17 protein-coding genes are annotated in these 17,842 nt (G+C 71.0%); 8 read left to right on the forward strand and 9 right to left on the reverse strand.

What is annotated here, in order from left to right; genetic code table 11:
• Positions 1 to 43: 43 nt before the first annotated feature.
• The 5 genes from ACMTAK_RS48245 to ACMTAK_RS48265 form a co-directional block, all read right to left on the reverse strand.
• Positions 44 to 478, reverse strand: coding sequence for a roadblock/LC7 domain-containing protein (locus tag ACMTAK_RS48245; protein ID WP_413812050.1), 435 nt, complete (start codon positions 476 to 478; stop codon positions 44 to 46).
• A gap of 37 nt (positions 479 to 515) precedes the next feature.
• The gene (locus ACMTAK_RS48250) at positions 516 to 1,352 is read right to left on the reverse strand and encodes a transcriptional regulator (protein WP_413812051.1); all 837 of its coding nucleotides are present in this window, start codon (positions 1,350 to 1,352) and stop codon (positions 516 to 518) included.
• Complete coding sequence (locus tag ACMTAK_RS48255; protein ID WP_413812052.1) at positions 1,349 to 1,765, reverse strand: hypothetical protein; 417 nt, start codon at positions 1,763 to 1,765, stop codon at positions 1,349 to 1,351. Before ACMTAK_RS48255 ends, ACMTAK_RS48250 begins: the two co-directional genes overlap by 4 nt.
• Positions 1,766 to 2,266: 501 nt before the next feature.
• On the reverse strand, positions 2,267 to 3,082 hold the full coding sequence (locus ACMTAK_RS48260) for a DUF4142 domain-containing protein (protein WP_413812053.1): 816 nt from the start codon (positions 3,080 to 3,082) through the stop codon (positions 2,267 to 2,269).
• A 130-nt stretch (positions 3,083 to 3,212) separates the two neighbouring features.
• On the reverse strand, positions 3,213 to 4,133 hold the full coding sequence (locus tag ACMTAK_RS48265; protein ID WP_413812054.1) for a LysR substrate-binding domain-containing protein: 921 nt from the start codon (positions 4,131 to 4,133) through the stop codon (positions 3,213 to 3,215).
• Positions 4,134 to 4,249: 116 nt separating this feature from the next.
• Between ACMTAK_RS48265 and ACMTAK_RS48270 the strand changes: the two genes are divergently transcribed.
• The 6 genes from ACMTAK_RS48270 (at position 4,250) to ACMTAK_RS48295 (ending at position 10,397) form a co-directional block, all read left to right on the forward strand.
• Positions 4,250 to 5,236, forward strand: coding sequence for a hydroxyacid dehydrogenase (locus ACMTAK_RS48270; protein WP_413812055.1), 987 nt, complete (start codon positions 4,250 to 4,252; stop codon positions 5,234 to 5,236).
• A gap of 64 nt (positions 5,237 to 5,300) precedes the next feature.
• Positions 5,301 to 6,431 carry a mandelate racemase/muconate lactonizing enzyme family protein gene (locus ACMTAK_RS48275; RefSeq protein ID WP_413812056.1) on the forward strand — a complete coding sequence of 377 codons (1,131 nt, stop codon included), beginning with the start codon at positions 5,301 to 5,303 and terminating at the stop codon, positions 6,429 to 6,431.
• 38 nt (positions 6,432 to 6,469) lie between these two features.
• A complete protein-coding gene (locus ACMTAK_RS48280; RefSeq protein WP_413812057.1) occupies positions 6,470 to 7,783 on the forward strand; it encodes an ABC transporter substrate-binding protein in 1,314 nt (437 codons plus the stop codon).
• An 11-nt stretch (positions 7,784 to 7,794) separates the two neighbouring features.
• Complete coding sequence (locus ACMTAK_RS48285; protein ID WP_413812058.1) at positions 7,795 to 8,748, forward strand: carbohydrate ABC transporter permease; 954 nt, start codon at positions 7,795 to 7,797, stop codon at positions 8,746 to 8,748.
• Position 8,749: 1 nt separating this feature from the next.
• A complete protein-coding gene (locus ACMTAK_RS48290) occupies positions 8,750 to 9,598 on the forward strand; it encodes a carbohydrate ABC transporter permease (protein WP_413812059.1) in 849 nt (282 codons plus the stop codon).
• A 4-nt stretch (positions 9,599 to 9,602) separates the two neighbouring features.
• Positions 9,603 to 10,397, forward strand: coding sequence for a sugar phosphate isomerase/epimerase family protein (locus ACMTAK_RS48295; protein WP_413812060.1), 795 nt, complete (start codon positions 9,603 to 9,605; stop codon positions 10,395 to 10,397).
• A gap of 103 nt (positions 10,398 to 10,500) precedes the next feature.
• Here ACMTAK_RS48295 and ACMTAK_RS48300 read toward each other — a convergent pair whose 3' ends face one another.
• Positions 10,501 to 11,430, reverse strand: coding sequence for a right-handed parallel beta-helix repeat-containing protein (locus tag ACMTAK_RS48300; RefSeq protein WP_413812061.1), 930 nt, complete (start codon positions 11,428 to 11,430; stop codon positions 10,501 to 10,503).
• Positions 11,431 to 11,623: 193 nt separating this feature from the next.
• On the opposite strand from ACMTAK_RS48300, the gene ACMTAK_RS48305 reads away from it, so the two are divergent.
• Positions 11,624 to 14,017, forward strand: coding sequence for a GH92 family glycosyl hydrolase (locus ACMTAK_RS48305; RefSeq protein ID WP_413813219.1), 2,394 nt, complete (start codon positions 11,624 to 11,626; stop codon positions 14,015 to 14,017).
• 4 nt (positions 14,018 to 14,021) lie between these two features.
• Here the strand turns inward: ACMTAK_RS48305 and ACMTAK_RS48310 are convergent, their stop codons facing one another.
• Positions 14,022 to 14,423 (reverse strand): DUF3662 domain-containing protein, encoded by a 402-nt coding sequence (locus ACMTAK_RS48310; RefSeq protein ID WP_413812062.1) that lies wholly within the window; start codon positions 14,421 to 14,423, stop codon positions 14,022 to 14,024.
• A 56-nt stretch (positions 14,424 to 14,479) separates the two neighbouring features.
• Positions 14,480 to 16,144, reverse strand: a complete 1,665-nt coding sequence (locus tag ACMTAK_RS48315) for a purple acid phosphatase family protein (RefSeq protein ID WP_413812063.1) — start codon at positions 16,142 to 16,144, stop codon at positions 14,480 to 14,482.
• 170 nt (positions 16,145 to 16,314) lie between these two features.
• Between ACMTAK_RS48315 and ACMTAK_RS48320 the strand changes: the two genes are divergently transcribed.
• A complete protein-coding gene (locus ACMTAK_RS48320; RefSeq protein ID WP_413812064.1) occupies positions 16,315 to 16,830 on the forward strand; it encodes a MarR family winged helix-turn-helix transcriptional regulator in 516 nt (171 codons plus the stop codon).
• Here ACMTAK_RS48320 and ACMTAK_RS48325 read toward each other — a convergent pair.
• Positions 16,791 to 17,639, reverse strand: coding sequence for a hypothetical protein (locus tag ACMTAK_RS48325; protein ID WP_413812065.1), 849 nt, complete (start codon positions 17,637 to 17,639; stop codon positions 16,791 to 16,793). The genes ACMTAK_RS48320 and ACMTAK_RS48325 overlap by 40 nt on opposite strands.
• Between the last annotated feature and the right edge of the window lie 203 nt (positions 17,640 to 17,842).

Below are 17,842 nucleotides of genomic sequence, written 5' to 3' on the forward strand. Positions count from 1 at the left end.
TCTCGGCGCGCCGGATGCGCGCCGGGCGGGGGAGGTCGTGGGGTCAGGGCTGCTCGGCCCTGCTGAGGGCGACACCCACCAGATCGGCGAGACGGGCGCCCGAGCGCCGGGCCTCCATATGGAGGCGGCCGACGTTGGTGCGGTCACCGGCCAGTACGGTCAGCACGGCCGTGGGCCCCGCGGCGTAGGTGGCCACATAGCCGTTCTCGCCGCGTACCAGCAGCTCGCGGAAGGCGCCCCGCCCGGTGGCACCCGCCAGCGACTGCGCCACCCCGAGGGCCGCGGCGGTCAGCGCCGCCACGCCCTCGGGCTCGATGGTGGCCGTGTCATGCGCCAGCACCACGCCATCGCTGGTGGCGGCGAGGGCGCCGGTCACATGCGTCACCCGGGCCCGCAGCCGGCGCAGCTCCTCCAGCACTTCGGGCTCGGCGACCAGCAGCGACTTCCGCTCCGTGCGCTGCCGCAGGGTGAGCCTCATGACACCGCGCACGGGGCGGGCGGGTCGGTCGGGGGAATCACAGGGTTGCCTCCAAGGCATCGCGGAGCCGACGCAGCAGGTCGATATCGGGATCGGTGAAGACGACGGCGCCGGAACCGCGGTCCGGGGCGGGCGGCGCGGAGGCGGCGGAACCGGCGGGCGGGCCGGGGCGGCCCGGATGTTCCGGACGTGCGGGGCGTGGGGTGGCGACATGGCCCGCCGCGGCCAGCCGCCGTATGTCGATCAGCGTGTGGAAGGCGGGACGGCCCAGCTCGTGGGCGATGCGGGCGGGGGTGCGGACCCCGTCGGCCAGCGCCAGCACCGCGCGCTGACGGGGGGTGACGGCCGGGGCGCGGCCATCCGGTCGGCGCAGCACCACCGGCTCCGCGTCCACCTGGGGATACGGCCACAGGGCGGCCAGCAGCTTGCCCCGACGCCGGATCTCGCGCTCGACGGCCACCGCGCCCACCGGGCGCACCGGCCCGAGCCAGTGGGCCGCGCCCCGCTGGAAGCCGCGAGGTCCACTGCCGTGCCCCAGCGCGAAGTACGCCGCGTCGAACAGCGCGCCCAGATGGCAGATCTCCAGCTCCGCGCCCGACAGCCGGCCGCTGTCGACGAGGAACCGCCCGACCCCACCGGACCGGCCGGTCCGGCCCACCGCCTCCCGCCAGTTGTCGGAGGTCAGCCGCCCACCGGTGGTGAGCAGCACCTCGATCCCGGGGGCCACGGGGCTCTCGGCGTGCACCACCTGGCCGTCCCGGAGATAGACCGTGCCCGCGTCGCACAGCAGGGCGCCGCTGGCCCGCTCGTCGGCGAGCCCGGTGAGGCTGGGGGCGCGCCCGGTCCGCGCCCCGGTCCGGTGAGGCAGGCTCATATCAGCGCCAGCCGCCCGCACAGGTCGCGCAGCCGGATCCGGGCGAGCGCCAGATTGCCCTCCCGGCGGTCGAGCCACAGATAGAAGAAGACGCCGCTGTCGAAGGCCGTGTCGAGGAAGCGCAGCAGGTGGTAGCAGGTGCGGGTGGTGACGATGACGTCCTCGACGGCGGGCTCCGCCTCGTCCGGGTCGGCGCCGCTCTTGTCTCTCCCGGGGCCCAGCGCGGCGAACGCCCGCTGCTCGGCGGCCATCCGGGCCAGCTCCGCCGTCTCCGCCGCGGTGGCCTCGGGGTCCTCGTCGCGCACCTCGCCGACCATGCCGAGCGCGAGTCCGCTGGTCCACTCGATCACGGCGGCTCCGCGCGCGCCGTTCACGGTCATCGCTTCCAGTAAGCACTCGTCGATTCCGGGCATGCGGCCTCCCCTCCCTGCGTCACCCATGGCGGGCGCCCACCGGTGGCGCTTCGCCAGTGACGGTGAGGTTACGCAGGGTTCAGCTGTTAGGGGGCAAATCCAGTAATGCTCGGAAATAGCGGGCGGTGCGTAGTAAGGTCCGCCGCCCCATGGGCCCCGTAGCTCCCGGTGGCCCCTGACCGAGGCCGTGCCGGGCCGGTCATCGGCCCTCTGAACGATTCCTAGCGGGTGCGGAGCCCACCGGGCCACCAGTGGGCGGGCGCATATTCCACCGTCCTATTGCAGGCGTGGTGGATGGGTCAGTAGACGGTCGTGCGATGGTCGAGTACGCATACGCATGGAGCCGGGGCGCGGCGCGGTGCCCGTCAGGGGTGGTCATGAGGCTCTCCCGGAGCCTTTTCACACCCCCCGCGGCGCACAGAGTGGCGTGATTTGACGGTACCGATGTGGCGGAAACCGCCCGCGTTTCACCCGGCTTGTCCGCGCTCTCCTGACGGTGCGTTACGGAACGGCGGGGGAGGGGGAGGAGGTGGCGCCCGGAGTCGTCGGGGAGGCCGACGAGCCCGGCGCGTCGTCGACCGGGGCGGGCGGGGACGCCGTGGGCGGTTCGCCCTTGCCCTCGAGCGAGGCCGGTTTCTTCAGGACGACCATGGGCTCACCGGGCTTGGGCATCACCGGCTTGGTGAAGTTCGGGCCCTGGGTCGGGGTCGCGGTGATCTGGGCGGGAAGCCGCTCGTAGTCGACCATCCCGGTGTTCTCCATCTGCGTGATGTGGTCCAGCACCGTGTTGTTGGCCTGGGTGGCGAGCTGACGCACCAGGGTGTTCTTGCTGGTCGCCCGGATCTTGGCGATGGAGCTGAAGATCTGGCCGTGGGTGATGCGCAGGATCTGGGCCATCTGGCTGTCGAAGTTCTTGCCCGTGGCCGCCGTCAGGGTGTCCAGGAAGCCCTGCTGCTGCGGTGTGGGCTTGTTGGGCAGAGTGATGCCGAGTTTGGGGGCGATGTCCCGTGAGGCGTCGTCCAGTTGTGCGTGCCCCACGATCAGATGCTCACCGGCCGTCTTCACCGCCGCCGTGGTGCCCTTCTTGAGGGCCAGCTCACCGACGGGGTACTCCCACAGTCCGGCGAGCCGGACCTTGACCACGAAGTCCCGGTCGGCGCCGGTGAGCGGTCCGTACTGCGTCGTGCTCGTCTTCGCCAGGTTCGTCTGGTTCGTCTGCTGCACACCCGTCAGGACGGGCGACATGATCACACCGAGGGTGACCACCACGGAACCTATGAGGAGGGAGGTACCTGTCACGAAGTACCGGGATCGCATAGAGCCTCCTGGCGGGGACGCCGGTCGTTGTGCGGAGCAGTGTCTGCCCGTGCTTGCACCGGCGAATACGGATCGCGAAGGCCCTCTGCTCAATGGCCTGGCGGCTGTTTATATGTCTTTGGACCGTTACTTACCGCCGCATATGGCCTATCTCACAGCCACCTCCCGAGCGCTCCTGGCTGAGGACGTCCACCAGCCGCTGGAGGGCCGGGTTGGGGCTGTCCGGGCTCCAGCAGGCGTGGAGGGTGACGGAGTGGGCGTCGGCCGGGGCCAGTTCGCGGTAGCGCACGCCGTGCACGCCCATGGTCATGATCGAGCGGGGGATCAGGGCGCAGCCCAGGCCCGCGCGGACCAGGGCGAGCATGGTGGGGACCTGGGAGGTCAACTGGCTGACGGCGTAGCGGTCCACGCCGATCATCGCGGCGCAGATGTCGTGCAGATAGCGGGAGCCCTCGGGGCTGTAGCCGATGTAGTCGTCGGCCACGTCGGTCAGGGCGACGGGGGTGTCATCGTCGTCATGGGCCAGTGGATGGCCGGAAGGGACCGCGAGGACGAGATCCTCGGAGTGGACCAGGAGCGAGGCGTACCCCTCGGGGATGGGCGGCCGCACCAGACCCAGGTCGATGCGCAGCTCCGAGAGGGCGGCGAACTGATCGGGGCTGACCAGTTCGGTCAACTCGACGGTGACATCGGGGAGATGGCGCTTCACCAGGTCCAGCACGTCGGCCAGGATGGCGTACGCGCCGATCGCGGTGAAGGCCAGCCGCAGCGTGCCGGTGCGGCCCTCGGCGGCGCGGCGGGTGGCGGTCGGCGCGGCGTCCAGCAGGGCCAGCACCCGGTGGCAGTGGTCGAGGAAGACCCGGCCCGCCGCGGTGATCCGGGCGCCTCGTCCGGTGCGCTCGAACAGGACGACGTCCAGGGCGCGTTCCAGCGCCTGGATCTGACGGGTCAGCGGGGGCTGGGTCATATTGAGGCGGGCGGCGGCACGGCCGAAGTGCTGCTCCTCCGCCACCGCCACGAAGCCGCGGAGCTGCTGCAGGGAGAGGTTCATACCCTCACGGTATGGGGCGATGCGAAAGTGGGCTTGGACGGGCATGGCGGCGCGCCCCTACGGTCATGACGACCGCCGCAGGGCAGATCCGTGCCGATCCCCTCCGAGGAGCCAGGTTGTCCAGACTCGCCGTCGCCATGACCCCCCAGCGTGCCACCGATGTGATCAGCGCCGAGGCCAGGCGGCTGATGGCGAGACGTTACGAGGTGAGCTGGGCCGAAGAGCCGCTGACCGCGGACGTGGTGGCCCGGCTCGCCGCCGGCAGCGATGTGCTGCTGACCAGCTGGGGCACACCCCGTCTGGACCGGGCGATCTGGGCCGGTGGCGATGGCCCCCGGGTGGTGGCCCACGCCGCCGGGACGGTGAAGAAGCTCATCGACCGCGAGGTGCTCGACCAGGGCGTCGCGGTCTTCTCGGCCGCCGGGCGGATCGCCTGGTCCGTGGGGGAGTACTGCCTGGCGGCGATGCTCACCCTGGCCCGCAGGCTGCCGCTGTTCGACACCGCGATACGCGCCGGTGGCTGGAAGCAGAGCGGCTTCCGGGGCGGTGAACTCACCGGCCGGCGGGTGGGCGTTCTCGGCGCGAGCTCCACGGCCCGCGCCCTGATCACCCTGCTCAGGCCGTTCCGCTGCGATGTGGTGGTCTACGACCCGTATCTGGACCAGGAGGCGGCCGCCGCGCTGGGGGTTCGGACCGCCACGCTGGAGGAGGCCCTCGGCTGCCCGTTCGTCTCCGTCCATGTGCCCGACCTCCCCGACACCCGGGGCCTGGTGAGCGCCCGGCTCATCGAGCGGATCCCCGACCACGCCGTGGTCGTCAACTCCGCCCGGGGACCGGCCGTCGACCAGGGCGCGCTGCTCGAACACGTGCTGGCGGGGCGGCTGTTCGCCGCGCTTGACGTCTTCGACCCGGAGCCGCCGCAGCTCGGCGAGTCCGTGCTGAGCTGCCCGAATCTGCTGCTCACCCCGCATATCGCCGGGGACACCGTGGACGGGCATCTGGCGCTGGCCGGATATGTGCTGGCGGATGTGGCCGACTGGCTGGACAAGGGTGTCCGCGGTCCGAGCTTCGTGGACCCCGCCTCCTGGCCCATTGCCGCCTGACCGGCCCCGGCGCTCCGCATCCGGCCGTTCGCGTCATCGACCTTATGTCAGGAGTCACTTCACCATGTCGCGTATCACGGCGGTCGAGGTCTTCCCCGTGGCCGTGCCGTTCGCCCGGCGGTTCGTGCTGGGCAGCGGCGCCGTCGGCACCCCCGATCAGGCGGGCTCGGTCATCTTCGTCAAGCTGACCACCGAGGACGGGGTGGTCGGCTGGGGCGAACAGCGCGCCCTGCCCAGCTGGAGCTATGAGACCGCCGAGACGATCGCCGTCGTCATCAAGCGCCATCTGGCCCCCATCCTGCTCGAACTCACCCCGTTCGACGTGGAGTTGTTCCACACCCGGGCGAGCCGTCTGCTGAGCCCCTCGGTGTCCAACGGCTTTCCGTTCGCCCGCGCCGCGGTGGACATCGCCCTGCACGACGCGGCCGGCAAACTGGCCGGGCTGCCGGTCCACGCCCTGCTGGGCGGCAAGCTCCGGGACACGGTGCCGCTCTGCTCGGCCATCGGGGTGGGCGAGCCCGCCGCCGTCCGCGAGCACGCCCACCAGTCCTCGGACTACACCGCCTACAAGGTGAAGATCGGTGGCGATCCCGCGGCGGACACCGCGGCCATCACCGCGGTCGCGGAGGTCGCCGCGGGCAAACCCCTCTGGCTGGACGCCAATCAGTCCTACCGGCCGACCGCCCTCATCCGCCTGATGGACGCGGTGCGCGAGGTGCCGCATCTGACGTGCGTGGAGCAGCCCGTGCCGGGCACCGACACCCTCGCCCTGCGCCGGGTGCGGGACCTGATCGGCCTGCCGGTGGCCATCGACGAGGGCAGCTTCACCGCCCAGGACCTGGCCCGCACCCTGCGCCTGGACGCCGCCGATCTGGTGGTCGTCAAGATCTGCAAATCCGGTGGGCTGCGCAACGCCCTGAAGACCGCCCAGGTCGCACTGGCGGGCGGCCTGGAGGTGCTGGCCAGCGGGCTGACCGACTGCGGCATCGGCTTCGCGGCCGCGCTGCACCTCTTCAGCCAGCTGGAACTGGCCCTGCCCGCCGAACTGAACGGACCGGAGCTGCTGGCCGACCTCTACGTGGAGAACCTCGACATCGTCGCGGCCACCGCCACCGTCCCCTCCGGCCCCGGGCTCGGCGTCGAGGTCGACGAGGAACGCATCCGGGCCGAATCCCTGGACCTGGCCTGGTCCTGAACATCTGCGCACCCAGACCCAGCAGCGAGGAGACGACGATGTCTTCCAGCTTTTCCCGGCGTGCTCTGCTCAAGGGGGCGGCCCTCGGCGGGCTCGCCACCACGGGAGCCCTGAGCGGCTGCTCCTCCGGTCCGCCGCCGGGCACGGCCACCTGGTCCATGTGGTCCAGCAGCCCGGAGGAGAACCGGGTCTGGGCCGACTTCGGACGCTATGTCGAGCGGCGCATGCACATCAGATCGGCCTCGACCCTCACCCCCTCCGACGGCTACCCCACCAAACTCGACCTGCAGCTCGTCAGCGGAACGGCCGGTATGGTCACCGCACTGAACGGCTGGCTGATCCCCACCTACGCCTCACGCGGCGCGCACCGGCCGCTGGACGATCTCATCGCCGCGGACCCCGACTTCGACCTGGACGACTTCTACCCCGCCATCCGGTCCATCTCCTCGTTCGCCGGGCACACCTACGCCATCGGCTTCGATGTGGCACCGACCGTCCTCTACTACAACAGGACACTGCTGGAGCGGAACGGTGTCGATCCGCCGTCCCCGACGGAGCCGATGAGCTGGGACACCTTCCGGGAGCTGGCCATCGAGCTGAGCAAGCCGAAGGACCAGTACGGCTTCACCTGCGCCCCGACCATCGACGACCTGGTGTCCTGGATCTACTGCGCCGGTGGCGATGTCGTCGACGGGGACCGTGACACCAGCCCCCTGGACGCCCCCGAGGCCCTGGAGGCGATCCACTATGTGGTCGGCCTGTTCGTCAGGGACCGGGTCACCCCGCCGATCGACAACCTGGTCGCCCAGAACGCCTCCGGCACCGCCCTGGCCAACTTCCTCCAGGGCAACGTGGCATTCATGCAGAACGGCCCGTGGCAGGTGCTCAATGTCCGCAAGGCTCCCTTCACATGGGACATCGTGCCCTTCCCCGCGGGACCGGCCGGATCCACACCGCGGGTGTCGGGCTCCGGCTTCGCCATCCCCTCGGGCGTCAAGGACGACGACCTCGACCTGGCGTGGCGGCTGCTGAAGACCCTCACCAGCACGGGCGCGCTGGACATCTACGCACGGGCCGGGCGCAACAACCCGGCGCGGCTCTCCGCCGCGAGCGCCTTCGAACCGCCGCCCGCCAACCTCGGCATCGTCCAGCGGATCCTGAAGGGCGAGGTCGCCGGCGGCCATCCCTTCGACGTCACCACCAACTGGAACCGCGTCCGGCTGCTGCTGGGCCAGGATCTGCCCCGGGCCTTCCTCGGCCAGGTGAGCGTCCGCGACGCGATCGACGGTGTGATGCCACGGCTGAACGCCCTGATGCGCCAGCACCGGGACGCCGTCCGCCAGGCCACCTGAGGAGGATCACGATGGCTGTCGAAACCCCCGCCGCGGCGACCGCGGCCCCACGGCGTACCCCGCGCGGCCCGCTGCGCCGCCGCCGGTTCTGGCGTAACGGCTCGGAGACGCTCGCCGCCTGGCTGTTCCTGCTGCCGAGCCTGGCCGGATTCCTGGTCTTCACCGCCGGGCCGGTGGTCGCGGCCGGGGTGATCTCGCTGCTGGACTGGAACCTGTTCAGCCCGCCCCGCTTCATCGGTCTGGACAACTTCGCCCGGCTCGGCCCGGACGACACCTTCTGGTCGGCGCTTCTCAACACCGCGTACTTCACCTTCGTCAGTGTGCCGCTGACACTGCTGGTCAGCCTGGGTCTGGCGCTGCTGCTCAACCAGGGGCTGCGGCGCATGGCGGTGTTCCGGTCGCTGCTCCTGCTGCCCTACGCGACGATCACCGTGGCGGTGGCCTTCGTCTGGGTCTGGCTCTACATCCCGCACGACGGGCTGATCAACGCGGTGCTCGGCGTCTTCGGAATCGACGGCCCGGCCTGGCTGATCTCGGACGACTGGGCCATGCCCGCCCTCATCCTGATGAGCGTCTGGAAGAGCTTCGGCTTCGGCATGGTGATCTTCCTCGCCGGGCTGCAGGCCATTCCACAGCAGCTCTACGAGGCGGCCAGGGTGGACGGCGCCTCGCCCTGGCGGACCTTCCGCGCGGTGACGCTCCCCCTGCTGTCGCCCTCGGTGTTCTTCACCGTGGTCACCTCGATCATCGGCTCCTTCCAGGTCTTCGACCAGGCGCTGGTGATGACGGACGGCGGGCCGGGATCCAGCACCACCACGCTCGTGATGTACATCTACCGGACCGGATTCCAGAACTACGAGCAGGGCTACGCGGCCGCGCAATCGATGGTGCTGTTCGCCTTCATCGTCGTCATCACCGCGGCGCAATTCCTGCTCCAGCGGAGGCTGGTGCACTATGACATCTGACATGCCCGCGCTCGCGGCCCTCCGCCGCTCGCCCGTGGCGGCCCGGCGGCTGTTGGTGTTCACCTGTTTCCTGGTCACCGCGGTCACCCTCACCCCCATCGTGATGATGGTGCTGGTGGCTTTCCAGTCCGACGCCGAGTCGATGGCGGCACGGCCGTCGTTCTGGCCCGGCAGCTGGCATCCGGAGAACTTCGGCCGCGCCTTCGACCTCGTCCCCCTGGGCCGCTATCTGCTGAACACCGTCTTCTTCGCCGGAGGTACGGCGCTGCTGGAGACGGTCACCGCGGCGCTGGCCGCGTACGCCTTCGCCCGGCTGCGCTTCCGGGGCCGGAGCGTGCTGTTCGGCGTCTATCTGACCACCTTGATGATCCCCTCGCAGGTCACGCTGATCCCGCAGTTCATCCTGGTGGCGAAGTCGCACGGGGTGGACACCTGGCCCGGGATGATCCTGCCGCACGCCTTCACCGCGCTCGGGGTGTTCCTGCTCCGCCAGTTCTTCCTGGGCGTGCCCCGCGACTACGAGGAGGCCGCCCGGCTCGACGGCGCGAACCGCTGGCAGACGTTCATCCGGGTGATCGTCCCGCTCGCCGTCCCGGCCATCGCCACCCTGGCGGTGTTCAAGTTCATCAGCCAGTGGAACAACCTGCTCTGGCCGCTGGTGATCTCCAACAGTGACTCCACCCGGACCGCGGCGGTCGGCCTCCAGGTGTTCCAGTCCACCAACGGCACCCAGTGGAACCTGCTGCTGATGGCCGCCGCCATCACCACCGTGCCGCTCATCGTGCTCTTCTTCCTCACCCAGCGCTGGTTCGTCAAAGGCATCACCATGAGCGGACTCGGAGGCCGCTGACACCATGACATTTCTCTGGTCCGTGTTCACCAAACCGTGGTCCACGCTGCTCGGCGAAACCCTGGGCGGGCTGGTGTCCGGCCTCGGCTTCACCGGTGCCGAGATCCCGGTGCGGGACACCGCGTACGTCACCCCGGGCGAAGCGGGACGGCTGCTGCCGGAGTTCACCGCGCGGCTGCGGGGAGAGGGCGTCGAGGTGATCAGCGTCGCGAGCGATCTCCGCGAACCCGTCTTCGCGGCCTGCCGGGAGGCGGGCGTGCCGATGATCCGGGTCATGGCCGAGCTGGGCCCCGACGGCTACGCCGCCTCGGTCCGGCGCGTACGGCGACGGCTGGAGGACGCGGCGCCGCTCGCCGAGGGATATGGCGTCCAGATCGGGGTGCAGCCGCACCACGGGCGCTATGTGTCCTCCGCGCTGGGGGTGATGGATCTCCTCGACGGCCTGCCGGTCCAGCACTTCCGGGTGATCTGGGACGCCGCCCATGACGCGCTGGCGGGCGACGATCCGCGGGTCACCCTGCCGCTGGTCGCCGAGCGGCTCGGCATCGTCAACCTCAAGAACGCCATCCATGTGCGCACCGAACCGGCCGGTGGGGCCGTTGGCGGCCACTGGAAGCCCTGGTTCGTGCCAGGGCCCGAGGGGCTGGCGGACTGGTCGGCGGCGCTCGGGCAACTGGCGGAGCTCGGTTTCACGGGCCCGGTGTGTCTGTCCGGGCAGTACTCCGACCCCGGTGTCCCGGTCGAGAAGCGCCTGGTGGCGGATCTGGCGGCGGCGCGCGGCGCGGCGGGCGCCGCATGACCGGGTGTCCGCTGTCCCGAGAGGAGTAGGGAGAACGTGTCCCGGGGGGGAGCGGGAGAACCCCGCGCCCCCGCTCCCCCCGGGCTCCTCCTCCCAGAGGCTCCTACGGCAGGCCGCCCGGCTCCGGGCCCTGGTAACCCGGACGGGACGAGGCGTCGATGCCCACCTCGTAGCGGATACCGGGGTGGAGGGTGTTGCCGCCGACCCGGGCGCCGGTCGAGTGGTGGGCGAGACCGATGGCGTGGTGGGTGGGCGCGGCGAAGTCATTGCCGGTGATGGTGGCGTTCCGTACGTCCTCGAACATCAGGGCCTGGGAGGCGCGCAGCGTCTCGCAGTGGTTGCCCCTGATGGTGAAGTCGCCCGTGGTGCCGTGGCTGTCGCCCTCGCCGTCGTCGGGGCCCTCGGCCATCAGACACATGTTGTCGATGTCCTCGCAGCGGTTGTCCTCGATGCGGACACGATGGCTGGGCGGGGTGTCGCTGGCGAAGGTCTGCATGCAGTCGGCGTGCCGGCCATGGCTGTTGTCGGTGTCGCGGACGGTGTTGTGCGCGATGGTCAGATCGTCCCCGAAGAACCGGATGCCGTCGCCGTCCCCGCCCCTCGGCCCGATCACGGTGTTGTTCCGCACGGTGACGCGGTGGCCGGTCAGCTCGATCCCGGGCGCCTCCGGCCGGACGGACCGGAACCCGTCCACGATCACATCGTCGGCCTCGATGGTGATGCCGTCCACCGCGTCCCCGCCCCCGGCGTAGATGATCGGGTGCTCCCGGCTCCCGCCCTTGGTGATGACCAGTCGCCGCCGGGACAGATCGCCGTCGAGGCAGACCGTGTCCCCCGGTTTCGCCCGGCGCGCCGCCTCCCGCGGGGTGGCGGCGCGCAGTGTGCAGCGCTCGGTCCCCTTCCCGACGGTGACTGACGCCGCCGGCCCGGCGGCGCCCCGCTCCTGGGGCCATGACGGACGTGCCAGGGCGGCCAGGAGGGCGAGAACCGAGACGGCGAGAAAGCCGAGGACGAGTCTCCAAGTGATCCGCATGGCGGGAACCGTAGAGCGGGACCCCGGGGACCGGTCCCGCCGTCAGCCGTCCGCCGCTGGCGTCCGGTTCACTCCAGCGTCACCATGCGCCCCTAGGTTCACTCCGACACATGGAAGGGCGTGATCCCCGATGGAGACGCACAGAGCGCAGCGAAAGAGACTCAGGAGCCGATCGGCTCTGGTCGGCGGGGGAGTGGCGGTGGCGGTCGGCGCGCTGCTCGCCCCGCTCGTCGAGGCCCCCGCGGCGAGTGCGGCGCCACGGGCCGACGAGGTACGCCACCCCGTCGACCACGTGGATCCGCTGATCGGCTCCGCGGGCGGCGGCAACACCTACCCGGGCGCCACCCTGCCGTTCGGCATGATCGCCTGGTCCCCGACCAGCACCACCGGCGATCAGACCAACACCGCGGCGGCCAACGGCTATTCGTACGACACCACCCGGGTCCGGGGCTTCAGCCTCACCCATGTCAACGGCGCGGGCTGCCACCCCGGAGCCGCGGGCGACGTGCCGATCATGCCGTTCGTGGGCGAGGTCGACAGCTCTCCCACCGCCGACACCAAGGACCAGAAGTACGCCGCCACCTTCTCGCACGAGAAGGAGAAGGCCGAGCCCGGCCACTACCGGGTGGGGCTCGACTCGGGTGCGGCCGCCGATCTCGCGGTGAGCGAGCGGGCCGGTGTCGCCGACTTCTCCTTCCCCGAGGACGCCCCGGCCCGTCTGCTGTTCCGCACCTCCAACTCGCTCAACGGCAGCGAGAACGCCCACATCGAGATCGACCGCGAGCGGCACAAGGTCACCGGCTGGGTGCTCACCGGGGCGTTCTGCGGACGGCGCGCCAACGGCGGGGAGAACAACCGCAAGACCTACTACCGCCTCTACTTCCAAGCCTCGTTCGACCGCGCCTTCTCCACCGTGGGCACCTGGGAGAACGACCGGCTCTCACCCGGTGCCACCACCGCCGACGGCGGCGAGGGCTATCTCACCGGCGCCGACCGGGCCGGGCGCGGCTCCGGCGGCTACGTCGGCTTCGACACCGCGCGCGACAACGATGTCCGGATGCGGCTCGGCATCTCGTACGTCTCCCTCGCGGGCGCCGAGGCCAACCTCCGCACCGAGATAGCGCCCCGGGCGAGCGTCGCCGACGTGGCCGCCGCGGGACGGGCCGCCTGGGACCGCCGGCTGCGTGCCATCCGCGTCAGCGGCGGCAGTGAGCCGCGCCGCACCGCGTTCTACACCGCTCTCTACCACGCGCTTCAGCAGCCCAATCTGATCAGCGACACCGACGGCCGCTACCCGGGCATGGACGGCACACCGCACCGGATCGAGCGCGGACAGACGGCGCAGTACAGCAACTTCTCCGGCTGGGACCAGTACCGCGCCCAGGTGCAGCTGCTCGCCCTGCTCCAGCCCGAGGTCGCCGGGGACTTCGCCCAGTCGCTGCTCAACTTCGCCCGGCAGAACGGCGGGGTGTGGGACCGCTGGGTGCACATCAGCGGGGCCACCCATGTGATGACCGGCGACCCCTCGGCCGCCACGCTCGCCACCTTCTACGCCATGGGGGTGCGGAACTTCGACGCCAAGGGCGCCTTCGACTCCCTGTACCGCCAGGCCACCGTCCCCCACCCCGACGGGCTCTCCGACAAGGGTTGCCCGGGGCAGTGCGAGGGCCAGCGCCCGGGCCTCGCCCAGTACCTGGAATCCCGGTACGCCGCACAGGACGCCTGTCACTGCTGGGGCGGCGCCGCGGAAACCCTGGAGGACTCCGTCGCCGATGACGCGCTCGCCCGCTGGGCCCGGCTGCTCGGCCGTACGAAGGAGGCCGACGAACTCGGCGCGCGCGGCGGCTACTGGCGCAATGTGTTCAACCCCCAGGCCACCGGCGCGGCGGGCTACATCCAGGCCAGGAACCGGGACGGCTCCTGGGTGACCCCCTTCGACCCGGCGTCCGACCGGGGCTTCGCCCAGGGCAGCGCGGCCACGTACACCTGGATGGTGCCGCAGGACGTCCAGGGACTCGCCGGGGCCATGGGCGGCCGCGACAAGGCGGCGGCCCGGCTGGACGGCTTCTTCCACAAGCCCGACGGCTCCTGGTCGGTCCGCGGCGGCGACCCGCTTCGCTACGACCCCACCAACGAACCCGGCATCCACGCCCCCTGGCTCTACAACGCGCTCGGGCAGCCCTGGAAGACCCAGGAGACGGTGCGCCAGATCGTCACCACCGTGTACGGCACCGGGCCGAAGGGGCTGCCCGGCAATGACGACCTCGGTACCATGTCCGCGTGGTACGTGTTCGCGGCGCTCGGCCTCTATCCGCAGGCCCCCGGGCGCGCCGAGGCACTGCTCACCGGCCCGCTCTTCCCCCGCGCGGTGATCGCCCCGGCGGGGCAGCGCCGCGCCCTGACCATCGACGCCCCGGACGCGTCCGACACCCACCCCTATGTGCACGCGGTGCGGGTGAACGGCCGACCGCACGACACCTCATGGCTCGACGGCTCCGTCGTGCGCCAGGGCGGTTCCCTCTCCTTCGACCTGGCCGACCGGCCCGACACCAGCTGGGCCACCGACCCGGGCCGGCTGCCCCGCTGACGCGCTAGGCCGTCGCGTCGGCGAACGTGTCGGCGCGGATATGGGCCATGGGCCGGCCCACCACCCGGTACCTGCCGTTGGGCACCCGGTCGGACCGGGACACGTGCACGGTGAGCGGGCCGGCCCACTCATAACCCTTGTCCTCCGCATGGCGCATCAGATGGTCCGTCAGCTCCTGCCCCACATGACAGCCACGCCGGGTGAGCTCCTCGTGGACCGGCTCGGCGAGCTCGACGTCGTAGACGTTGGGCACGACCACCCGGGTCGGTCCGCAGACCACGGTGTGGCTGTCGCATTCACGTTTCAGCGCGCCGAGGAGTTCGACGGGCTCGCCGCGGACCACCTTGGCGAGCAGCGATGCCTCCCAGCGCTCTATCGCCCGTTCCCATCGGTTCAGCGTCTGCATGCCCTGCCGCGTTCCCGAAATGGATCACCTCATGCCCTTGTCGGCGCGCCCCACCCTCATCGGCGCCGCTCACCGTCGCTACGGGTCCGCCGGAGTGTGAAGGTGTCCACGGGTTCGATACGGCCGTAGAGCCCGGTGACCGCGTAGTAGGTCACCGACATGGTGGTGGGGCCGCCCGGCCTGGTGCCGGGGTCGACGGTGAACGCGGCGAAGCCGTAGGGGTTCACCCGGTCGCGCACCGCCGACCACGGGGCCGCCTCCGTCACATAGACCGGGGTCTTCCGGCCGTTCGCACCGGCGTCGCCGACACCGGTGATGACATTGCACCGCGGGGTGTCGAACAGGACGTCCATCGACGGGATCGAGGTGCCACCGCCACCGATGACCATGTGCACCGTTCCCTCGCCGGTGTCCACCAGATCGGTACGGGTGGCGGCGGGGGTCGGCGTCATCGTGTCGTTGGGCTCCCGGCCGCGGACCGGGTGGGAGCGCTCATAGTGGTGTTCATGGCCGCAGACGACCAGGTCGACGCCGTAACGGTCGAAGAGCGGCAGCCACTCCTGCCGGATGCCGAGGTCGGCGCCGTTGCCCGGGTGGTCGGCCGTGGAGACGACCACCTGGTGCATGACGACCACGATCCAGTCGATGTCCCGGTCGGCCCGGGCCCGGACGAGCTCGGCCTCCAGCCAGCGCCGCTGCGCCCCGCCGGAGTAGCCCCGCACATAGGTGTTTCCGGCGTCCTGAAAAGCCACGTCGTCATTGGCCAGGCTCACGACGCGCACCGAGCCGACGGTGAAGGCGTACCACAGCCCCTGGGTCTCGTCGTCGCCGCCGTTGCCGGGCAGTGAGAAGTACGTCTGGTAGGCGGCGAACCCGATCGGCCCGTTGCCCAGCTCGTTCTCGTGGTTGCCGGCCGCGGGCATCCACGGCCGGAACCGCGAGGACCGGCTGGTCATGTCGAACCAGTCCGCCCAGGTGCGCAGCCGGTCCTCGGACAGATTGGCGTAACACAGATCGCCGTTGATGAGGTGGAACAGGGGCGCGACGCGCTCGACGGCGGTGGTCACGTCGTTGGCGTACGGCGAGCCGAGGTTGTCGTTGAGATAGGTGAGCTTCTCGGTGATCTTCGGCGGCTTGGGGCCGTTCAGCTTGCCCACCGTGGGCGTGCCCTGGTCGCCGAAGCTGGTGAAGGTGAACGGCGCCCGGCCGCCCGGCCCGGTGCGGAACGACCCCGCCTCCGGTGTCGCCCCGTCGTGGACGGCGGCGTAGACGTAGTCGGTGCCGGGGCGCAGCCGGCTCAGCCGGGCGTGGTGGACGTACACGCTCTGCCGGGACCTGGCGTCGCGGTAGAAGGTGGTCCGCGCGGTGACCTCGGTGCCCATGCCATGGGAGGGGGTACCGAGCATGACGCGCGGCCGCTTCACCGGGACCGGTGTCTGCCAGGACACCACGACCTCCCGGGCGGCGTCGGCCCCGAACTGCAGATGCGGCCCGCTCACCGGTGGCATCCCGGACCCCTCAGGCCGGGTCCACAGCACCGGCGAGGCCGCCACCGCCTCCTGCTGGGACAGATACGTGCCCGCACCGGCCGCCGCGGCGCCCGCCACGCCCAGCAGCCCCCGGCGGCTCACCCGGGACGTGGTGGATGTGGTGGCCGCCGTCGCCGGTGCGGTGGCCGACGCGGCCGATGTGGTGGCCGTGTTCTTCGGTGTCGTCGTCATGAGGCCGAAGCTCCCACGCCCCCGCCGTCCCCGGACACCGTGGCACCGTGAACAGCGCGGTACGGCGGGCTACCGGCGGACGACCGGACGGCGAACCCCGACAACCATCTCGGTGGACGGTGGCGGATGTGCGTTGCCAGGGGCGGTGGCGGCGCCGCACGCTGGTGTCCGTGAGCGATCGGGACGAGGAGCTGCGCGGGCTGGACGCGGTGTTGCAGGAGCTGCGCCACGCCCGCCACGGGCTGTACGGACCGCTGGTGCGGGAGCGCTTCCTGGGCGGGCTGCCCGCCGGTGTCACCCCGACCGGCTACCGGGTGCTGCGCTTCGTCGAGGCCAGCACCCCACCGCCGCCCACCGTGTCCGACATCGCCGCCCTGCTGCTGTCCGACCGGGCCCGCGCCGTGCGCGTCGTGGACCGGCTGGCGGCGGCGGGGCTGGTGACCCGGGTGCGGGACACCGTGGACCGGCGGATACGGAGGGTGGCGCTGACCGACACCGGGCGCCGCCATGTCGCCCTGGCCGCCGCCCGGCGGACCCGGTTGCTGGGCGAGGCCATCGCGGACTGGCCGGACGAGGACCTCGCCCGGCTGACGGACTGCCTGGAGCGGCTCAACGCCTCAGTGGCCCGCCATCTGCCGGTGTCCGGCTATGCCTTGGATGCCCGGAAGTTCCGGAACAGCAGATAGGTGTCGAGGATGTCCGACGAGGCGCTTTCGACCGAGCGGTAGATGCCCCACTTGGGCCGCTGGTAGTCGTCCTGGTCGGGCATCTTCACATTGGACATGCTGCCCTGGACCGCGACCGGGGCGCCGGACCCGGTGCCGTTGCGCACCACGCAGGCCGCCTTGCCTTTCGAGCCGATGGTGAACGTCCACTCGATGGTGATCCACTTGTTGCGCAGCGGCGCGAGGTTGGTCGAGGCGATGTCCGGTGACCCCGAGTTGGCGTACGCACGCGCCCGCAGCAGCTCCGTGCTGCCGCTGCGGCCCAGGTCCAGCGTGATGTACGGACCGCCGTTGTCCACCGGGGTCTTGGTCTGGAAGATATGGGTGAACTTGCTGGTGCCGTGCAGCGAGGTGGGCATGAACATCTCGTAGCTGAGGCTCCACGTCTCACCGTCGCGCATCTTCAGGGCGGAGCCGCCCTGCACCATGCCCTTGGACTCGGTGCGTTGGCGGTCGCCGCCCCCGGTGGTGTCCCGGTCGTCCTTCCAGATGTTGAAGCGGTAGTGGTCACCGCCCTCGACGATCACGTACTTCCGGTCGGGGTGAGCGCCGCCGCGGTCGGCCTCGATGCCCTCGAACGCCTTGAGCCCGTCGCTGGACGGGTCAGGATGCCAGAGCAACTGCGCCGTCGCGGCGCGCGAGGCGGCGGAGGCCGGGGTGGCGCCCGAGGTCAGCTGCCCGAGGGCGATCGGTGTTCCGACGGCTGCCGCGGCCATCGAACCGAGGACCCGGCGACGGCTCAACGGGTGAGGAGGGGGGAGTTCTGCCATGGTCGTTGACTTCCTTCCTGATCCGGTAAAGGAGTGGCGTGCTCATGGCGCACCACGCAGATTGGACCGGACCAAATGGACCGTCAAGGCTCACGGACGGTTCTTTGCCTGAGATTTTGTTCAAGTACCTGAACAAAATCTGCCGCTTTCTGGTGCGTATGGCGGCATCTCCGTCCCTGATTTTGAGCGTTTGTTCGTTCTTA

The sequence above is a fragment of the Streptomyces lacaronensis genome (assembly GCF_047337785.1).
Lineage (GTDB): Bacteria > Actinomycetota > Actinomycetes > Streptomycetales > Streptomycetaceae > Streptomyces > Streptomyces lycopersici.